Origin of the sequence: Photobacterium angustum (genome assembly GCF_002954615.1) — a bacterium.
GTDB lineage: Bacteria > Pseudomonadota > Gammaproteobacteria > Enterobacterales > Vibrionaceae > Photobacterium > Photobacterium angustum_A.
In genome coordinates, this window is the sequence record NZ_MSCJ01000002.1 from 197,688 (window position 1) to 213,187 (window position 15,500).

Here is a 15,500-nt window from a genome sequence, read left to right on the forward strand (position 1 = left end):
TTAGTATCAAAACCAAAAATAACTAAACTGCGGTAATTTTAGCCGCTTCTACGCTATTTAATGACAGAGATACCTATCAGTGAAAATTTATCTTCGATAAAAAACTGAAGCATAGAAAGTTGATCTCTTTTTTATCTTAATATTGATCAATAAAGACGCTTCGATCGTCGCATAGTAAAATCACACATAAAGACTATGCATGCCATCGTGAAGGCAATAGAAAAAATAAACGGCTTAACGATAACGGAGCAATGGAGGATAAGAATAAAAAAGGCAGATTTTAAAAAAGAAAAAGCGACGCTACGATGAGTAGCGTCGCTCAGCAGAAGTGGTGTTCGGTTATTAGCCCTACACTAATAACACGCAACCGGAGCTGTAGTACACTGGAAGCAATGTGAGCAATGTCGTGCCATCAAGACGATATGATTATGTTTCATCCCTATCGCCTGAGCGCCTGTTAATAATAACCATTCTCACTTGAGATGCAAGCACTTTATTGAGAATAATTGTCATTTAAAAGATATTTTTTAACCAACTCTTTACGAAAATGTAAACGATAATCCAGCACCCTCTCTTTTTTCTCAATATCTTCAATAAGATAGCCATTGCGCATTAATAATCTCACCATTGCAGGAAAGCGGTTTCTCGATTTAACCGTTAGTCGTTGATAGCCCTGATCAATAACCCACGCTTCTTGCGCTTCTAACAATGCTTGTGCCACCCCGTGACCACGCCCGGCAGGTAATACACCATCGAGCCAGCTATAAAATGTTTGCTTATCTAGCGCATAGCCTATTCTAACTGTTGCTGGTTTTCAGCAACTAAGATCAAAGCAGGCTTGATTGCTAAACGCGCAGTTAACGCCGCCAAAGAAATAGGGGCGGCAAATTCCACAATACGATGGAGCACCTCAAGGGCTTCTTCGAGGTTTGCTTTTCTTATCTGTAGATCCATGTTGTTCTTCTCCATCATTGAGGTGAAAAAAAGCCGATCATGCGATCGGCTATATTATCTTTATTTCATCCCAACCATTATTGATTGGTTTTCGCTGCCACTAACGTTTGCGGTGATAACGTTGTCAGCTTATCAATTAAGTAATTAAGTAATACGCCATAAATAGGCACAAATAGTCCGAGACTAATAATTAACTTAAAGCTGTAATCCACCAACGCAATTTCCGTCCAATTTGCTGCCATAAACGGGTCGGGACTGTGGTAAAACGCAATACCAAAGAACGCAATGGTATCAATCGCATTACCAAAAATAGTGGAGGCCGTTGGGGCTATCCACCATTGTTTTAATTGGCGTAGGCGGTTGAATACCGACACATCTAAAATTTGCCCTAGCAAGTAAGCCATAAAACTGGCAATCGCAATACGAGCAACAAACAAATTAAATTCCGTTAAATGTCCTAGCCCTTGGTATTCACCTTGGAAGAACAAGACCGATAATAAATACGATACGAGCAGCGCAGGCATCATGACACGGAAAATAATTTTACGCGCCATTCCAGCCCCAAAAATACGCACGGTAAGATCGGTAGCTAAAAATATAAACGGAAAAGTAAACGCTCCCCAGGTGGTGTGATAACCAAACACGGTAAAAGGTAACTGTACTAAATAGTTACTCGATGCAATCACGAGTAAATGAAATAGCACTAAATAACCTAGGGCTTTACGTTGCTGTTGCGGAGTAAAAGAGGGTGAAGCTATAGCATTAGATTGAGATAAAGCAGTCGTCATGTGAGACCTTTTTGTCAATGGGGGGAGGGAACCCAAAAATATATGTTGCTCGCCATTTTATATGCCAACAACAACCAGGTCGGCGATTATACAGAAATTCACTTTGTTGCCTAGCTCTTGATAAATCTCAATCTCAATTTAATAAGCCTGCGACAAATGCCAATGTATCAAGATCATCCTCACTCATAGCCTCTAACCATAACGTGCTACTGTAATGTTCACCTTTGAGCAACAAGCGACAACCTTCAAAATCGACTAACCAAATATGCAGATCAGCACTGCACTCTTTTTCAATCACAGTAGCATCGAGTGTCTTTAAAAGTTGTAAAGCAACTGAACCAAAACTATCAAAGTCAAAATCAGGGCTAATAATGGATAAGTAACGTGCATTGAGATCGAGTTGACGAACGCTAAATGGTTGGCTTTCAAGTGGGGTCATTGTCATTCCTTTTTATAACCGGAAGGATAAATAGCGCTTACTCACACCATGATGTAAGTAAGTGTTAATTAAGATTACAAAGATTTAGTACACGCTAGTATTTCGTATTCCATCATGGTTTTATTAGCTCGCTATCAAAGACGTTATCGTGAGTCCCGTCGCGTTAACTTGATGGTCGGTGAAATGAATATTCCACCAAATACGCAAGCTGTTTTGTCGTGGCAAACTCCATAATGGTGTTTCTTAACGCATTCTATACCGAGCTTACCATGAGCTCGGTTTTTTTATATCTATACTAAAATTGCTAGCTTTATATATTAATGCTGCTCTTCAATTGCCAATAAATGATCACGGATCAAGCCTAAAAAAACCTCTCCGTATTTTTCTAGTTTACGCTGCCCTACTCCGTTCACCGCAAGAAAGTCGCCATTTGACGTCGGTAATCGCTCTGCCATTTCCATTAAGCTAGCATCGTTAAACACCACATAAGGCGGTAGATCTTCTTCATCAGCAATCGCTTTTCGCAACTTACGTAACTTGGCAAACAATTTTTTATCGTACTGGCGATTCGCGAGTTTATTCACTTTCATGTTACGGGCAATATTATCAAGTCGTGGAACAGCAAGTTCTAAACCAATTTCAGCACGTAATAGTGGGCGGGCTTTTTCTGTTAATTGCAGCACGGAATTGCGGCTAATATTCTGGGTTAAGTACCCCAAATGAATTAACTGCCGTAATACACTCACCCAATATTCATGACTGTATTCACGCCCAATACCATAAGTACTCAATTTATCATGTCCATGCTCGCGGATACGTTGGTTTTGCATCCCACGAAGTACTTCAACGATATAGGTAATACCGAAACTTTGGTTAACACGGTAGACACAAGACAAGGCTTTTTGCGCGACTTCGACCGCATTAAAACGCTGCGGCGGATCTAAACACACATCGCAATTACCACATGCCTCATCACGGTGCTCACCAAAGTAATGCAACAATACCTGACGACGACAGGTTTGTGCTTCAGCAAACGCACCCATCGCATGCAATTTATGACGTTCGACATCCTTTTGCTGCCCTTCTTCTTTTTCATCTAAACAACGGCGAAGCCATGCTAAATCAGAAGGATCGTAAAACATTACCGCCTCAGCAGGTAAACCATCACGCCCTGCTCGACCGGTTTCTTGGTAATACGATTCAATGTTACGAGGAATATCAAAATGCACGACATAACGCACATTGGGTTTATTGATCCCCATACCAAAGGCAACAGTGGCAACCACGATATGAATATCATCACGTTGAAATGCCTCTTGTACATTGGCTCGCTCAATATGATCTAACCCCGCATGATAGGCCTCTGCACGTATGCCTTTATCTCGCAGTTTTTCACTGATCTGTTCTACTTTCTTACGGCTATTGCAATAAATAATACCGCACTGCCCACGCATACCTTCAACATAACGAATAATTTGTGTTAGCGGTTTATGCTTTTCCCACAACGTATAACGAATATTCGGACGATCAAAACTGCCTAGATACTCATGAGGGGTCTGCAATCCTAGACGGCTAACAATATCATGGCGGGTTGTTTCATCTGCCGTTGCGGTTAATGCCATTATCGGTAGATTTTCAAACGACTGCTTCAATCGTCCTAACGCGGCATATTCTGGTCTAAAGTCATGTCCCCATTGCGAAATACAATGCGCTTCATCAACCGCGACCATCGCCAGCGGTACGTCACGTAAACGATCAATAAAATCATACGTTAATACGCGCTCTGGCGAGACATAAACTAGCTTCACCGTGGCATCTTTCATCGCATCAAACACGGCGAGGATCTCATCACGTTCCATCGTCGAGTTGATATAGGCGGCAGCAACACCATTGGCTTTAAGCTGATCTACCTGATCTTTCATCAATGAAATAAGCGGTGAAATAACTAGCGTGATCCCTTCTTTCAACAAAGCAGGGATCTGATAACACAATGACTTACCACCACCCGTTGGCATAATCACCAAACAATCTTCGTCACGATTGACGGCATCAATCACATCCAGTTGCCCTATACGAAATTGCTGATAACCGAAAACTTCCTGTAAAACAGACTCGCTCGTAGACGCTGATAATACAGAACTGGGTCCATGATGGCAGACGGATGACATGATAAGTCTCTTGGCTAAACGGGGCGTTCATTCTATACCTAAAGCCCCCTTTGATGCGAGGTAGTAACTTGGCTATCAATTAAAAACTCGATGCTCTCACTTTGCACCTTATCTTCAGCGATAAAATAAAGACTGGTAAATCAAACCATCTTATTTATATACTGCCATAGAATAAAAATTAACCAATGTTAGATTTGGAGTTTCATGGAAGATAACAACAATCTCGCTAAACGTGGGATCATTCTCGCTATTTCTGCCTATACCATGTGGGGAATTGCGCCGCTCTACTTCAAATCCATTGCCAGCGTTCCTCCGCTCGAAATATTGAGTCATCGCGTGATTTGGTCGTTTTTCTTCCTTGCACTCATTATTGCATTCAGCCGCCAGTGGGTGCGTGTCAAAGCCGTTTTCACTCAACCAAAAACACTTTTACTACTTACTATCTCTGCGCTACTTGTCGGTTGTAATTGGCTTATTTTCATCTGGGCAGTCAATAACAATCACCTTTTGGATGCCAGTTTAGGCTACTACATTAACCCTTTGTTAAATGTGCTATTAGGCATGCTGTTACTGGGTGAGAGACTACGTCGTTTACAGTGGGGGGCGGTTTTAATCGCTGCGGTCGGTGTTATTGCCGAGCTCATTCAATTTGGGTCATTACCTTGGATTGCCTTTGCACTTGCGACCAGCTTTGGGTTTTATGGCCTATTACGAAAAAAAATCAATATTGATGCTCAAACTGGCTTATTTATTGAAACTTTTGTGTTGTTACCGTTAGCCGCTATTTATCTATTTTTTATCAGTAGCAGCCCTACGGCTAACCTGACGGATAATTCCTTCGATCTCAATTTACTGTTAGTCGCTGCAGGTATTGTCACGACCTTGCCTTTACTGTGTTTTACGGGTGCCGCAACGAAATTAAAGCTGTCTACCTTAGGTTTTCTTCAATATATCGGTCCTAGTTTGATGTTCATATTAGCGACTCTTATTTATAAAGAGCCGTTTAAATTAGAACATGGCATTACCTTTGGCTGTATTTGGTTAGCGCTGTTGTTATTTAGTATTGATGGGATCCGAACTCATCAGCAATCATCGAATAATAAAAATTAGCAGCTAACTTGTTTGCCTTTAGATAATCATTCGACATGTATGATAGAACTCTCATTTTTATTATCTAACTCAAGCAAATAAAAGTATAAAATAGCGTTCAGTTAACGACATTACTCCACTCATAAGGATTGACGATGCCAAGGTTTACCTCCGCTACAGCCTTTTTATTGAGTGTTTGTTGTTTTTCATTTCCAGCACTAGCCAATGAAGTTCAACAAGCCTCTGATCATATTGAACCTGAGCCGAGTATTAACCAACAATCACAACAGTTGGTTTCAGGTACAGAGTGGATGATCGCCACAGCCAATACCTATGCCAGTCAAGCAGGAGCTGATATTTTACGTCAGGGTGGCAGTGCTGTTGATGCAATGATCACCGCGCAGCTAATATTAGGCTTAGTTGAGCCACAATCATCAGGGATCGGTGGTGGCGGATTTTTGGTGTATTGGGATAATGACAATAACCAAATGACGACATTTGATGGTCGAGAAACGGCTCCTTTTGCTGTGACTCCCCGTTTGTTTCAAGATAATCAAGGTCAGCCGCTAAAATTCTATGATGCCGTTGTCGGTGGACGATCTGTAGGTACACCGGGGACGATTAAACTGCTTTGGCGCAGTCATCAGCAATACGGAAAATTGCCGTGGAAAACGCTGTTTCTTCCTGCGATCAAATTAGCCAAAGAAGGGTTCATCGTCAGCCCACGGCTCGCTGCAATGGTTCAAAACGATGCAGAAAATCTTCGTCGCTACCCTACGACTAAAGCCTACTTTTTTGACTCACAAGGCAAACCACTTCAAGCAGGAAGTAAGTTAGTTAATAACGCTTATTCAAACACCTTACGTCAAGTTGCTGATTATGGCCCCAAAGCCTTTTATCAAGGTGATATTGCGCGAGATATTGTTAATACCGTACAGAGCGCAGAAGGTAATCCTGGGGTATTAAACACGATGGATCTCGCAAGCTACAGCGTTAAACAACGTGAGCCTATTTGTGCCCCCTACCGTCAATATCAAATTTGTGGAATGGGACCACCCAGCTCTGGCGCATTAACCTTGGGGCAAATATTAGCCATGCTCAATCATTATCCCTTGGATAAGCTCGGTGCCGATAACGTCAAAAGTTGGCAGTTAATTGGTGATGCCTCACGGTTAGCTTTTGCTGATCGCGGTCGCTATATGGCAGACAGTGATTATGTGCCAATGCCTGTCCGTGGCTTACTCGATCCGAACTACCTTGCCGAGCGTGCTAAATTACTCGATGGACAAAAAGCATTAACCCACGTAAAACCGGGGACACCACCTTGGAATCATGCCAATAACCGCGCCAGTGATGAAGCTATCGAACTGCCTTCCACCAGCCATTTATCCATTGTAGATAAAGAAGGTAATGTGGTCTCACTCACCTCGACGATTGAAAACAGTTTTGGTTCACGGTTAATGGTCAGGGGATTTTTACTCAATAATGAATTAACGGACTTTTCATTCCGTAGCCAAATTGATGGTATTCCTGTTGCTAACCGAATAGAGCCAGGTAAACGACCTCGCTCATCAATGACACCCACGATTGTGATGAAAAACAACCAGCCAGTGCTAACCATCGGCTCACCCGGAGGAAGTCAGATCATTGGTTATCTCGCAAAAACCTTAGTCGCGTATATTGATTGGGGGATGGATTTACAACAAGCGATCAACTTACCGAATATGAATAATCGCTTCGGTACCTTTGAACTTGAAAAAAACACGCCCGCGGCAGAGTGGGCGCCAAAGCTTGAGAAGCTGGGCTATAAAATCCAAATCAAAGATCTGAATTCAGGTATTCAAGCGATAAGTATTGCGCCAAATCAGCTTATTGGGGCAGCCGATCCTCGTCGAGAAGGTAAAGTGATCAGCCAATAACCGCGCTAATACGCAGACAAAAGCAAAAAGCCCAGCACTCAAGATGATTGCTGGGGTTTATTTTTAAGTATTACGATCAATTAAGAATGCATGCAATTACATTGGTGTAAGCTTGGCGTACTGAGTCACCAACCACTTAATACCTTCACCATTAAACGCTACTTGCACACGACTTTGTGCGCCACTGCCTTCAAAGTTAATGATGGTGCCTTCACCAAATTTTGGATGTTCAACACGCTGACCTAGGTTAAAACCTGTCTCATTAAAGTTGTTATTCACCTGTGTTTGGCTAAAACGACCACTGCTTGCTGGACGTGACACTTGCGCTTTCATGCGGACTTCTTCGACGAACTGGTCGGGAATTTCGCGGATAAAGCGTGAAGGTTTGTGGAAGTTATCTTTACCGTATAAACGACGCATTTCAGCATACGTGATATACAGTTTTTGCATTGCACGGGTCATCCCCACGTAACACAAACGACGCTCTTCTTCTAAACGTCCCACTTCCTCTGTGGTACGTGAGCTAGGGAACATCCCCTCTTCTACACCCACCATAAATACTACCGGGAATTCTAGACCTTTAGCACTGTGCATCGTCATCAGCTGCACCGCATCTTCAAAGTCATCCGCCTGACCATCACCCGCTTCTAATGCCGCATGGGCTAAGAAGGCCGCAAGTGGCGTCATGCTTTCTGCTTCTTCTGGGATCTCAAACTGGCGAGTCGCTGTGACCAATTCTTCTAAGTTTTCAATACGGGCTTGGGCTTTTTCGCCTTTTTCTTGCTCGTACATTGCACGTAAACCAGAATTTCGAATGACTTCATCGGTCTGCTGATACATTGGCAAGTCGGCGGTATCATCTTCAAGAGCATTAATCAGCTCGATAAAACGGCGTAATGAATTCGCCGCACGGCCTGCTAAAACTTGCTCTTCAAGCAAGGCAATACTCGATTGCCACATGGTTAAACCACGATCGCGAGCAGCTAAACGAATCGTCTCTAACGTGCGATCGCCCAAACCGCGCGTCGGGGTATTTACCACACGCTCAAACGAGGCATCATCATTACGATTGGAGATTAAGCGCATGTAAGACAACGCATCTTTTATCTCTTGGCGCTCGAAGAATCGCATACCGCCGTAAATTCGGTACGGCAACCCAGCTTGAATTAATGCTTCTTCTAATACGCGTGATTGGGCGTTACTACGGTACAAGAAAGCCGTTTCGTTGAGGCTGCCACCTTGATCGCGCCATTCTTTGATTTTACCCACCGCAAAACGTGCTTCATCGAGCTCGTTAAACGCAGAATAAAGCGAAATCGGCTCTCCTTCACCGCCGTCAGTCCAAAGTTTCTTGCCCATACGTTCGTTGTTATTGGCAATCAACTCATTGGCTGCATTTAGAATATTGCCGGTCGAACGGTAATTTTGCTCAAGGAAAATCGACGATGCATCTTTAAATTCATTTAAGAAACGCTGAATATTTTCGATTTTTGCCCCACGCCAGCCATAAATAGACTGGTCGTCATCACCCACGATCATCACATGGCAATCAGGCCCTGCCATTAAGCGTAACCACGCAAACTGAATACTGTTGGTATCTTGAAACTCGTCGACCAAAATGTGCTTAAAGCGTGCTTGGTAATGTTCACGAATATGCTTGTTATCACGCAATAACTCGTAAGAACGCAGCAATAACTCCGCAAAATCGACCATTCCCGCACGATCGCACGCTTCTTGGTAGGCAGTGTAAATACGCAGCCAAGTTTGTTCTACAGGATCGCTATAGGTTTCAACGTGTTTAGGACGTAAGCCTTCATCTTTCTTGGCATTGATATACCAAGCAGCCTGACGAGCGGGCCAATGCTTTTCATCTAGATTCTGCGCTTTGATCAAGCGACGCAATAAACGCATCTGATCATCAGAATCTAAAATATTAAAATCTTCCGGCAAACGCGCATCAAGGTAATGAGCACGTAGCATGCGGTGACATAGTCCGTGGAAAGTACCGTTCCACATCCCCGCACTTGAGCCGTGCATTAACTCATTAATACGCCCACGCATTTCTGCGGCCGCTTTGTTGGTAAAGGTCACCGACATGATCGAATACGGTGATGCTTGCTCTACCGATAACAACCAAGCAATGCGATGAACCAGCACTCGTGTCTTACCACTACCGGCGCCAGCCAGTACGAGGTGGTTACCCAACGGCGCTGCCACCGCTTCTCTTTGTTTATCATTGAGCCCGTCTAATAGGAGTGAAACGTCCATCGCTATCTACTGGTTATTTATACAATGGTGATGATTATAACAGCACGAAAAAAGATTGCCTCGATATCTTCATCTTTCCTTGGTGCAGAAAATTGTTTTAATTTTAATCATTTTTTTTCGCAATAAATATCAGCCTTCCCCTTTCCTATTAAACAGAGCGTTTTAACGCCACATAAAAATCAGCCAACTAAGTTATATCTCAAGAGGATTTCATCATGAACAACGTAAACAAACTTGCACTCGCATCAGCCATGACAGGTCTTATCGCATTAGCAGGTACAGTAGTCTCAACTTCTGCCGTTGCTGGCGAAGCAAAAGAAAAATGTTATGGGGTGGCGAAAGCAGGAAAAAATGACTGCGCAACGAAAACAACATCATGTGCAGGCTCAGCCAAAGAAGATGGTCAAAAAGATGCCTTCATTGCGATGCCTAAAGGGCTTTGCGATCGCCTTCATGGTGGTTCAACAGAGTCTGCATAATGAGCTATCCATTATTAACGGATATGGTTGGGGTGGGTTTACGCTCACCTCATCACCAACCGATTATCGCGCAACGTCCAGATATTGGCTGGCTTGAAATTCACAGTGAAAACTATTTCAACCGCCATGCGCCTCAATATCAACAACTGTTAGCCATCATCGAGCATTACCCGATGAGTTGTCATGGTATTGGGCTATCCCTTGGCTCAGTCGATCCGATTAACCGTGAGCATTTAAAGCAACTGAAACAACTCATTGACGTTGTTAATCCTTTTGCGGTTTCAGATCACCTCAGTTGGAGTTCAGTTAACGGTCAATACTTTAACGATTTACTGCCTCTGCCTTATACCGAAGAAGCGCTTGATGTTTTCTGTACGCATGTCGAACAAGTGCAAGATTACCTCAACAGACAATTATTAATTGAAAACCCATCGAGCTATCTCAGTTTTAAGCACTCAGTTATACCGGAATGGGAGTTTCTAACTGCCGTTCAACAACGCACAGGATGTGGCTTGTTATTAGATTTAAACAATCTTTACGTCAATAGCTTTAACCATCAGTTTGATTGCCAAACTTATTTAGATGCCATCAATCCCGATACGGTAAAAGAGATCCACCTTGCAGGCTTTACGGTGAAACAATTCCCTGAAGGGGAAATATGGATTGATACCCATAGTAAGCCGGTAAGTGAGCCTGTATGGCAACTTTATCGTCAATGGATACAGCAAAATGGTAAGCATACTCCAACCTTAATAGAGTGGGATGCAGAGTTACCATCATTAGAGATACTCCTTGCTGAAGCGGCTAAAGCGAACGCGTTCCTTCAACGAGAACATCACCATGAAATATGCTGTCAACAATGAACTGCACCAACTCCAAAGCGCCTTTTCCGATGCGCTGCAATATAAACACAGCTATGCGTCTACGACGATAAAAGCCACCACTTTTAGTGCCGAGCAACACCTACAAATTTATCGAAATAATTTTATTTTGAGTTTAACCGATATTCTTTCGGCAACGTATCCCGCAGTTCTGGCGATGATCGGCCATGACTGCTTTGTTCAACTGGCGCGATTACACATACTGCATTCTCCCTTAACGCAAGGCGATGTAAGCCATTACGGTGAAGGGTTTCATCGCACCATTGCAAATAATGAAACCATCAACAAAGCCTTACCGTATTTATCAGATCTCGCTCAACTCGAATGGTACCGAGATATTGTCAGCCGCATGCCGTCACAACAACACGGTTTTCCATTTGAAAAATTACAACACCTTCAAAATTCAGAAAATGCCGATGCCTTTGGACAAAGCTATTTTCATATTCCTACGGCAACCTATGTTTTGACCAGCCAGTATAGTGTCGGGGATTTGTGGCATATTGTAGATGGTGAAAGGCTCAACCATCACGCATCAGAGTTTTCTAGCGCTGATGATCCATTGGCAACACTTGATATTGATCAGCCACAAACCGTGGTTATTCAATTACGTGGAAACGAAATATTAACGCAGGTCATCTCTTCAGATCTCAAGGCGTTAATCATTCACTGCAAACAACAAAAATCACTTCAACAAGCCTCTCCACAGATGCTTGAACAACTACCTTTATTATTTGAATATCAACTCACCGACGATATCGTGGAGGCAAACGATGGATAGTTTTATTCGCCGTATCGACCCTTTTTTCTCACGGCTAACCACCCCTTTTATCCCGCTTGTGTTGCTCTTTACTCGCCTCTGGGTTGCATGGGTATTTTTTCAATCTGGCATGATCAAATACTCAAGTTGGGACAGTACCTTATACCTTTTTGAATACGAGTATCATGTACCTTTATTACCATGGCACTGGGCGGCATATATTGGTACTGCGGTTGAAGTGTTTATCCCTATTTTTCTCACTCTGGGGCTATTTACTCGTCCGATGGCATTCGTACTTTTTGGGTTTAACATCATGGCAGTCGTTTCCTATCCAGCACTTTGGGAAAAAGGATTTTATGATCACCAACTGTGGGGAATGATGCTACTCACTAATGTGATATGGGGGGCGGGAAGTCTCTCTTTTGATCACTTCTTTAATCGTAGACACCTTCATCATTCTTACTGAATATCGATTAAGGCTTAATATGCTATACACAATAAAAAAGCGACCCATGGTCGCTTTTTTTAATTCTCTAATCCGACAATATCAAGCAGCTGCGCCAATTGCGTAATTTCTACATCGGGTAAGATCAACGCCTTCGATTGCTGCTGAATCAATTTTTGTTGATCGTTAAACCAACACGCTTGAAAGCCATGCTGTTTCGCGCCTTTTACATCGGTAATAAGATGATCACCAACATGTAAGATTGTCGCAGCTGGTAAATTTAGGGTATTAACCGCAAGGTTAAATAAATCTGCCTCAGGTTTTGCTAAACCATCTTTACCCGCTTGAAACACCTCGATAAAATATGGCGCTAAGCCAATTTTTTCTGCATCAACATTACCATTGGTGAGCCCGACTAGCGGAAAATGGTCACTTAATTGTTTTAATACTCGATGCGTTTCTGCAGGAACATCGACTTGGTTGCGAACAGCCAGTACAGTATCTACCCCCTGCTGCGCTAAAATTTCTGCCTCTGATAAACGAAACCCTAGCTGCATTAAACCTATTTTAATGGTTTCATATCGCCACGAACTGACATCATGTTTAAGCATTGGATCTAGCATCGCTAATTGCGATTTAAGCGATGACCAAACGGTTTTATCAATCATGATACGTGACGGTAAGATCTGCGTTAACCAGTCAAACATTGCTTGTTCAGCACGAACAATCACCGGACGGTTATCGTATAAGGTATCGTCAAGATCAAAGGTTAAGGCAATAATTGGCGTTAATTGGCGATAAAAATGCATAATCTCTCTGTATTAATACGTCGCAGTCAATGTTATTTATTACGCTTAGCACGAGGATGTGCTTCATCATACACTTTCGCTAAATGCTGAAAATCCAAATGGGTATAGATTTGGGTTGTCGATAAATTCGCGTGACCTAAAAGCTCTTGTACTGCACGTAAATCACCGCTCGACTCCAACATATGTGTCGCAAAACTATGACGTAGTTTATGGGGGTTAATGTGGCTTGATACCGCCTGTTTTTGTCCCCATTCCGCCATTCTTTTCTGTACATTTCGAGTAGAAATACGCGTGCCTAATTTAGACACAAACAGTGCAGGCTCTTCTGCTTGAGCAATATTGTCCCGTAACTTCAGCCATTTCGCTACCCATTCACGAGCAAGGCCAGAGAAAGGAACCACCCTTTCTTTATCGCCCTTACCAATTACCCGTAAGTCGCCTTTGCTTAAACTGATATGACGCACATCAATACCAACCAACTCGGCTAAACGTAACCCTGCACCGTACATCAGCTCCATCATTGCGCGATCACGAATTGCTAATGGATCATCATCGTTAACATCCAGCAATTGATTCATTTCATCCACATCCAAATTCTTGGGTAATGGACGTGCTTTTCGTGGCGCCGCAACGCCTTTTGCTGGGTTGGCTTTTAAAACATTTTGATGGACTAAAAAATCAAAAAAGCTTCGCAAGGCTGATAAGCGCATCGCAAGGCTACTCGCCTTTAAGCCATCTCGCATCCCTTTACTGGCGATTTGACGTACCCAACCGGCATCCACTTGCTGCCAATTATCGACGCTCAATTCGACCAATTGTTCTGCAACACGAGTTAACTGACGCTTATAGTTTTGCTGAGTATGTAAGCTTAGCTCACGTTCACTACGTAAATATTCATAGAAACGTTCAAGTGGTTGTTCCAAGCTGCGGGGCAACATATTAGTCAATAACCTCACGGGTATATTGCCAATGCTCTATCAAGTAACTAATGGTTGTCGCTAACTGCTCAACAAACAAGGTGTCCATTTCTGGTTGAAAGTGTCCACCATCTGCGCTCGCAAAACTCAATACACCATTGGCTGCCGAACGACCTAATGGCAACACAATAAATGATCCTAGCTGTGGCGGATGGGTATATAACAATTCAGCTTCAGGGCGACGTAGACGACCTAAATACGGACGATCTTGAGTTAAACGAGAACGATAAAAATCGTTAAATTGACGACGTTCGAGGTATAACAACTTGTCTTCGCTATCAAACAAACGAAGACAAACGGAAAGATCCAATTGCGCCGCTAAGGCATCAATAATCGTCAGTACCTGATAAATATTATGGCATTGTAATAATTGTACTTGAGCATTAGAGAACAATACTGATAACTCACCACTTTTGGTTGCATTGGCGAGTAACGTGGCATGTTGTTGCTCAAGCTCGGCGATCCGTAGTCGTAGTCTCTCTAATTGAATATCAACCAAAGAGACGGTACCACGCTCTTGATGAGGGATCCGCACGTCACTCAACCACTCCGATTGACGTGAAAAAAAAGTGGGATTATTGCGCAAGTAAGTTACAACTGCTTGCTCATTCAGCACCTCATTCAAGTCATCCCCTGATGAACAAGTTTGCTGAGAATGTGTTGTCATTGAATAAATTGTCCGTCAAAAACGTGAGCGGCAGGGCCGGTCATAAATAATGGCTTACCTTCACCCGCCCAACGAATATATAAATCACCACCAGGTAGAGAAACTTTTACATTTTCATCCAGCAAACCTTGAACTCGCCCAATCGCAACCGCTGCACAGGCACCGCTACCACAAGCTTGCGTTTCACCCGCACCACGCTCATAAACACGCAAACGTACATTATTGCGATCGAGTACTTGCATAAAGCCTGCATTAACACGCTCAGGAAAACGTTCATGGGATTCTAATAACGGGCCTAATGTATCGACATCGGCAGTATCAACATCATCAACCACCGTTACACAATGCGGATTCCCCATACTTGCCGCGCCACAGAAAAGCGTTTGCTCACCTGCGCGTAAGATATAAGTTTTTTCAGCCTGCTTTGCTTTCATTGGGATCTTATTTGGTTCAAAGATCGGCACGCCCATATTCACTGTTACCTGATTATCATTTTCAAGTTTCAGCAGCATTTTTCCCGCTTTGGTACTCACCGAAATATGGTATTTATTGGTTAACCCTTTCATTGAAACAAAACGGGCAAAACAACGGGCACCGTTACCACATTGTTCGACTTCACTACCATCAGCATTAAAAATACGGTAATGAAAATCCGTTTCAGGATCATAAGGCGGTTCAACCACTAACAATTGGTCAAAGCCGATACCACGATGTCGATCCGCCAAACGGCGGATCGCATCAGGTGAAAAAAATACATTTTGTGTCACGCAGTCAACAACAACAAAGTCATTGCCTAACCCATGCATTTTGGAAAAGTTAATCTGCATGATGTTCCTTAATTTTTTTCATTTCATCGCAGC

At 43.0% G+C, this 15,500-nt stretch carries 14 protein-coding genes and 1 pseudogene; 6 read left to right on the forward strand and 9 right to left on the reverse strand.

Annotated elements, in window-relative coordinates; translation table 11 throughout:
- Positions 1-493 precede the first annotated feature (493 nt).
- The 4 genes and pseudogenes from BTO08_RS14580 to recQ all read right to left on the reverse strand — a co-directional run bounded on the left by BTO08_RS14580 (position 494) and on the right by recQ (position 4,349).
- A pseudogene (locus BTO08_RS14580) lies at positions 494-954 on the reverse strand (N-acetyltransferase family protein).
- A 77-nt stretch (positions 955-1,031) separates the two neighbouring features.
- Positions 1,032-1,742, reverse strand: a complete 711-nt coding sequence (locus tag BTO08_RS14585; RefSeq protein ID WP_105061453.1) for a 7-cyano-7-deazaguanine/7-aminomethyl-7-deazaguanine transporter — start codon at positions 1,740-1,742, stop codon at positions 1,032-1,034.
- A gap of 133 nt (positions 1,743-1,875) precedes the next feature.
- Positions 1,876-2,181: a DUF3630 family protein gene (locus BTO08_RS14590; RefSeq protein ID WP_105061454.1), complete on the reverse strand. Its 306-nt coding sequence runs from the start codon at positions 2,179-2,181 to the stop codon at positions 1,876-1,878.
- 317 nt (positions 2,182-2,498) lie between these two features.
- On the reverse strand, positions 2,499-4,349 hold the full coding sequence (recQ, locus tag BTO08_RS14595; protein WP_105061455.1) for an ATP-dependent DNA helicase RecQ: 1,851 nt from the start codon (positions 4,347-4,349) through the stop codon (positions 2,499-2,501).
- Between the two features lie 204 nt (positions 4,350-4,553).
- Here recQ and rarD point away from each other — a divergent pair, with 204 nt between their 5' ends.
- The gene (rarD, locus tag BTO08_RS14600) at positions 4,554-5,459 is read left to right on the forward strand and encodes an EamA family transporter RarD (RefSeq protein ID WP_105061456.1); all 906 of its coding nucleotides are present in this window, start codon (positions 4,554-4,556) and stop codon (positions 5,457-5,459) included.
- Positions 5,460-5,593: 134 nt separating this feature from the next.
- Positions 5,594-7,357, forward strand: a complete 1,764-nt coding sequence (gene ggt, locus BTO08_RS14605; RefSeq protein WP_105061457.1) for a gamma-glutamyltransferase — start codon at positions 5,594-5,596, stop codon at positions 7,355-7,357.
- A 96-nt stretch (positions 7,358-7,453) separates the two neighbouring features.
- Here the strand turns inward: ggt and uvrD are convergent, their stop codons facing one another.
- Complete coding sequence (uvrD, locus tag BTO08_RS14610) at positions 7,454-9,625, reverse strand: DNA helicase II (RefSeq protein WP_005372483.1); 2,172 nt, start codon at positions 9,623-9,625, stop codon at positions 7,454-7,456.
- 215 nt (positions 9,626-9,840) lie between these two features.
- On the opposite strand from uvrD, the gene BTO08_RS14615 reads away from it, so the two are divergent.
- Genes BTO08_RS14615 through BTO08_RS14630 form a run of 4 tightly spaced genes read left to right on the forward strand, consistent with a single transcriptional unit; the run spans position 9,841 to position 12,208 of the window.
- A complete protein-coding gene (locus tag BTO08_RS14615) occupies positions 9,841-10,104 on the forward strand; it encodes a BufA1 family periplasmic bufferin-type metallophore (protein ID WP_105061458.1) in 264 nt (87 codons plus the stop codon).
- Positions 10,104-10,967: an MNIO family bufferin maturase gene (gene bufB / locus BTO08_RS14620; RefSeq protein WP_105061459.1), complete on the forward strand. Its 864-nt coding sequence runs from the start codon at positions 10,104-10,106 to the stop codon at positions 10,965-10,967. Before BTO08_RS14615 ends, bufB begins: the two co-directional genes overlap by 1 nt.
- Positions 10,945-11,763 carry an HvfC/BufC N-terminal domain-containing protein gene (locus tag BTO08_RS14625; protein ID WP_105061460.1) on the forward strand — a complete coding sequence of 273 codons (819 nt, stop codon included), beginning with the start codon at positions 10,945-10,947 and terminating at the stop codon, positions 11,761-11,763. Before bufB ends, BTO08_RS14625 begins: the two co-directional genes overlap by 23 nt.
- Positions 11,756-12,208 (forward strand): DoxX family protein, encoded by a 453-nt coding sequence (locus BTO08_RS14630; protein WP_105061461.1) that lies wholly within the window; start codon positions 11,756-11,758, stop codon positions 12,206-12,208. Before BTO08_RS14625 ends, BTO08_RS14630 begins: the two co-directional genes overlap by 8 nt.
- A 59-nt stretch (positions 12,209-12,267) precedes the next feature.
- Here BTO08_RS14630 and yigB read toward each other — a convergent pair whose 3' ends face one another.
- Genes yigB through dapF form a run of 4 tightly spaced genes read right to left on the reverse strand, consistent with a single transcriptional unit; the run spans position 12,268 to position 15,467 of the window.
- A complete protein-coding gene (gene yigB, locus BTO08_RS14635) occupies positions 12,268-12,996 on the reverse strand; it encodes a 5-amino-6-(5-phospho-D-ribitylamino)uracil phosphatase YigB (RefSeq protein ID WP_105061462.1) in 729 nt (242 codons plus the stop codon).
- 32 nt (positions 12,997-13,028) lie between these two features.
- A complete protein-coding gene (gene xerC / locus BTO08_RS14640; RefSeq protein WP_045128846.1) occupies positions 13,029-13,934 on the reverse strand; it encodes a tyrosine recombinase XerC in 906 nt (301 codons plus the stop codon).
- 1 nt (position 13,935) lies between these two features.
- Positions 13,936-14,640 carry a DUF484 family protein gene (locus BTO08_RS14645; RefSeq protein WP_005372471.1) on the reverse strand — a complete coding sequence of 235 codons (705 nt, stop codon included), beginning with the start codon at positions 14,638-14,640 and terminating at the stop codon, positions 13,936-13,938.
- Complete coding sequence (gene dapF, locus BTO08_RS14650; protein ID WP_005372470.1) at positions 14,637-15,467, reverse strand: diaminopimelate epimerase; 831 nt, start codon at positions 15,465-15,467, stop codon at positions 14,637-14,639. Before dapF ends, BTO08_RS14645 begins: the two co-directional genes overlap by 4 nt.
- Positions 15,468-15,500: the final 33 nt, after the last annotated feature.

What these genes read in the sequence shown, in the direction of transcription:
- BTO08_RS14585 (WP_105061453.1), bottom strand. Translation starts at nt 1,742, where the DNA reads ATGACGACTGCTTTATCTCAATCTAATGCTATAGCTTCACCCTCTTTT.
- BTO08_RS14590 (WP_105061454.1), bottom strand. Translation starts at nt 2,181, where the DNA reads ATGACCCCACTTGAAAGCCAACCATTTAGCGTTCGTCAACTCGATCTC.
- recQ (WP_105061455.1), bottom strand. Translation starts at nt 4,349, where the DNA reads ATGTCATCCGTCTGCCATCATGGACCCAGTTCTGTATTATCAGCGTCT.
- rarD (WP_105061456.1), top strand. Translation starts at nt 4,554, where the DNA reads ATGGAAGATAACAACAATCTCGCTAAACGTGGGATCATTCTCGCTATT.
- ggt (WP_105061457.1), top strand. Translation starts at nt 5,594, where the DNA reads ATGCCAAGGTTTACCTCCGCTACAGCCTTTTTATTGAGTGTTTGTTGT.
- uvrD (WP_005372483.1), bottom strand. Translation starts at nt 9,625, where the DNA reads ATGGACGTTTCACTCCTATTAGACGGGCTCAATGATAAACAAAGAGAA.
- BTO08_RS14615 (WP_105061458.1), top strand. Translation starts at nt 9,841, where the DNA reads ATGAACAACGTAAACAAACTTGCACTCGCATCAGCCATGACAGGTCTT.
- bufB (WP_105061459.1), top strand. Translation starts at nt 10,104, where the DNA reads ATGAGCTATCCATTATTAACGGATATGGTTGGGGTGGGTTTACGCTCA.
- BTO08_RS14625 (WP_105061460.1), top strand. Translation starts at nt 10,945, where the DNA reads ATGAAATATGCTGTCAACAATGAACTGCACCAACTCCAAAGCGCCTTT.
- BTO08_RS14630 (WP_105061461.1), top strand. Translation starts at nt 11,756, where the DNA reads ATGGATAGTTTTATTCGCCGTATCGACCCTTTTTTCTCACGGCTAACC.
- yigB (WP_105061462.1), bottom strand. Translation starts at nt 12,996, where the DNA reads ATGCATTTTTATCGCCAATTAACGCCAATTATTGCCTTAACCTTTGAT.
- xerC (WP_045128846.1), bottom strand. Translation starts at nt 13,934, where the DNA reads ATGTTGCCCCGCAGCTTGGAACAACCACTTGAACGTTTCTATGAATAT.
- BTO08_RS14645 (WP_005372471.1), bottom strand. Translation starts at nt 14,640, where the DNA reads ATGACAACACATTCTCAGCAAACTTGTTCATCAGGGGATGACTTGAAT.
- dapF (WP_005372470.1), bottom strand. Translation starts at nt 15,467, where the DNA reads ATGCAGATTAACTTTTCCAAAATGCATGGGTTAGGCAATGACTTTGTT.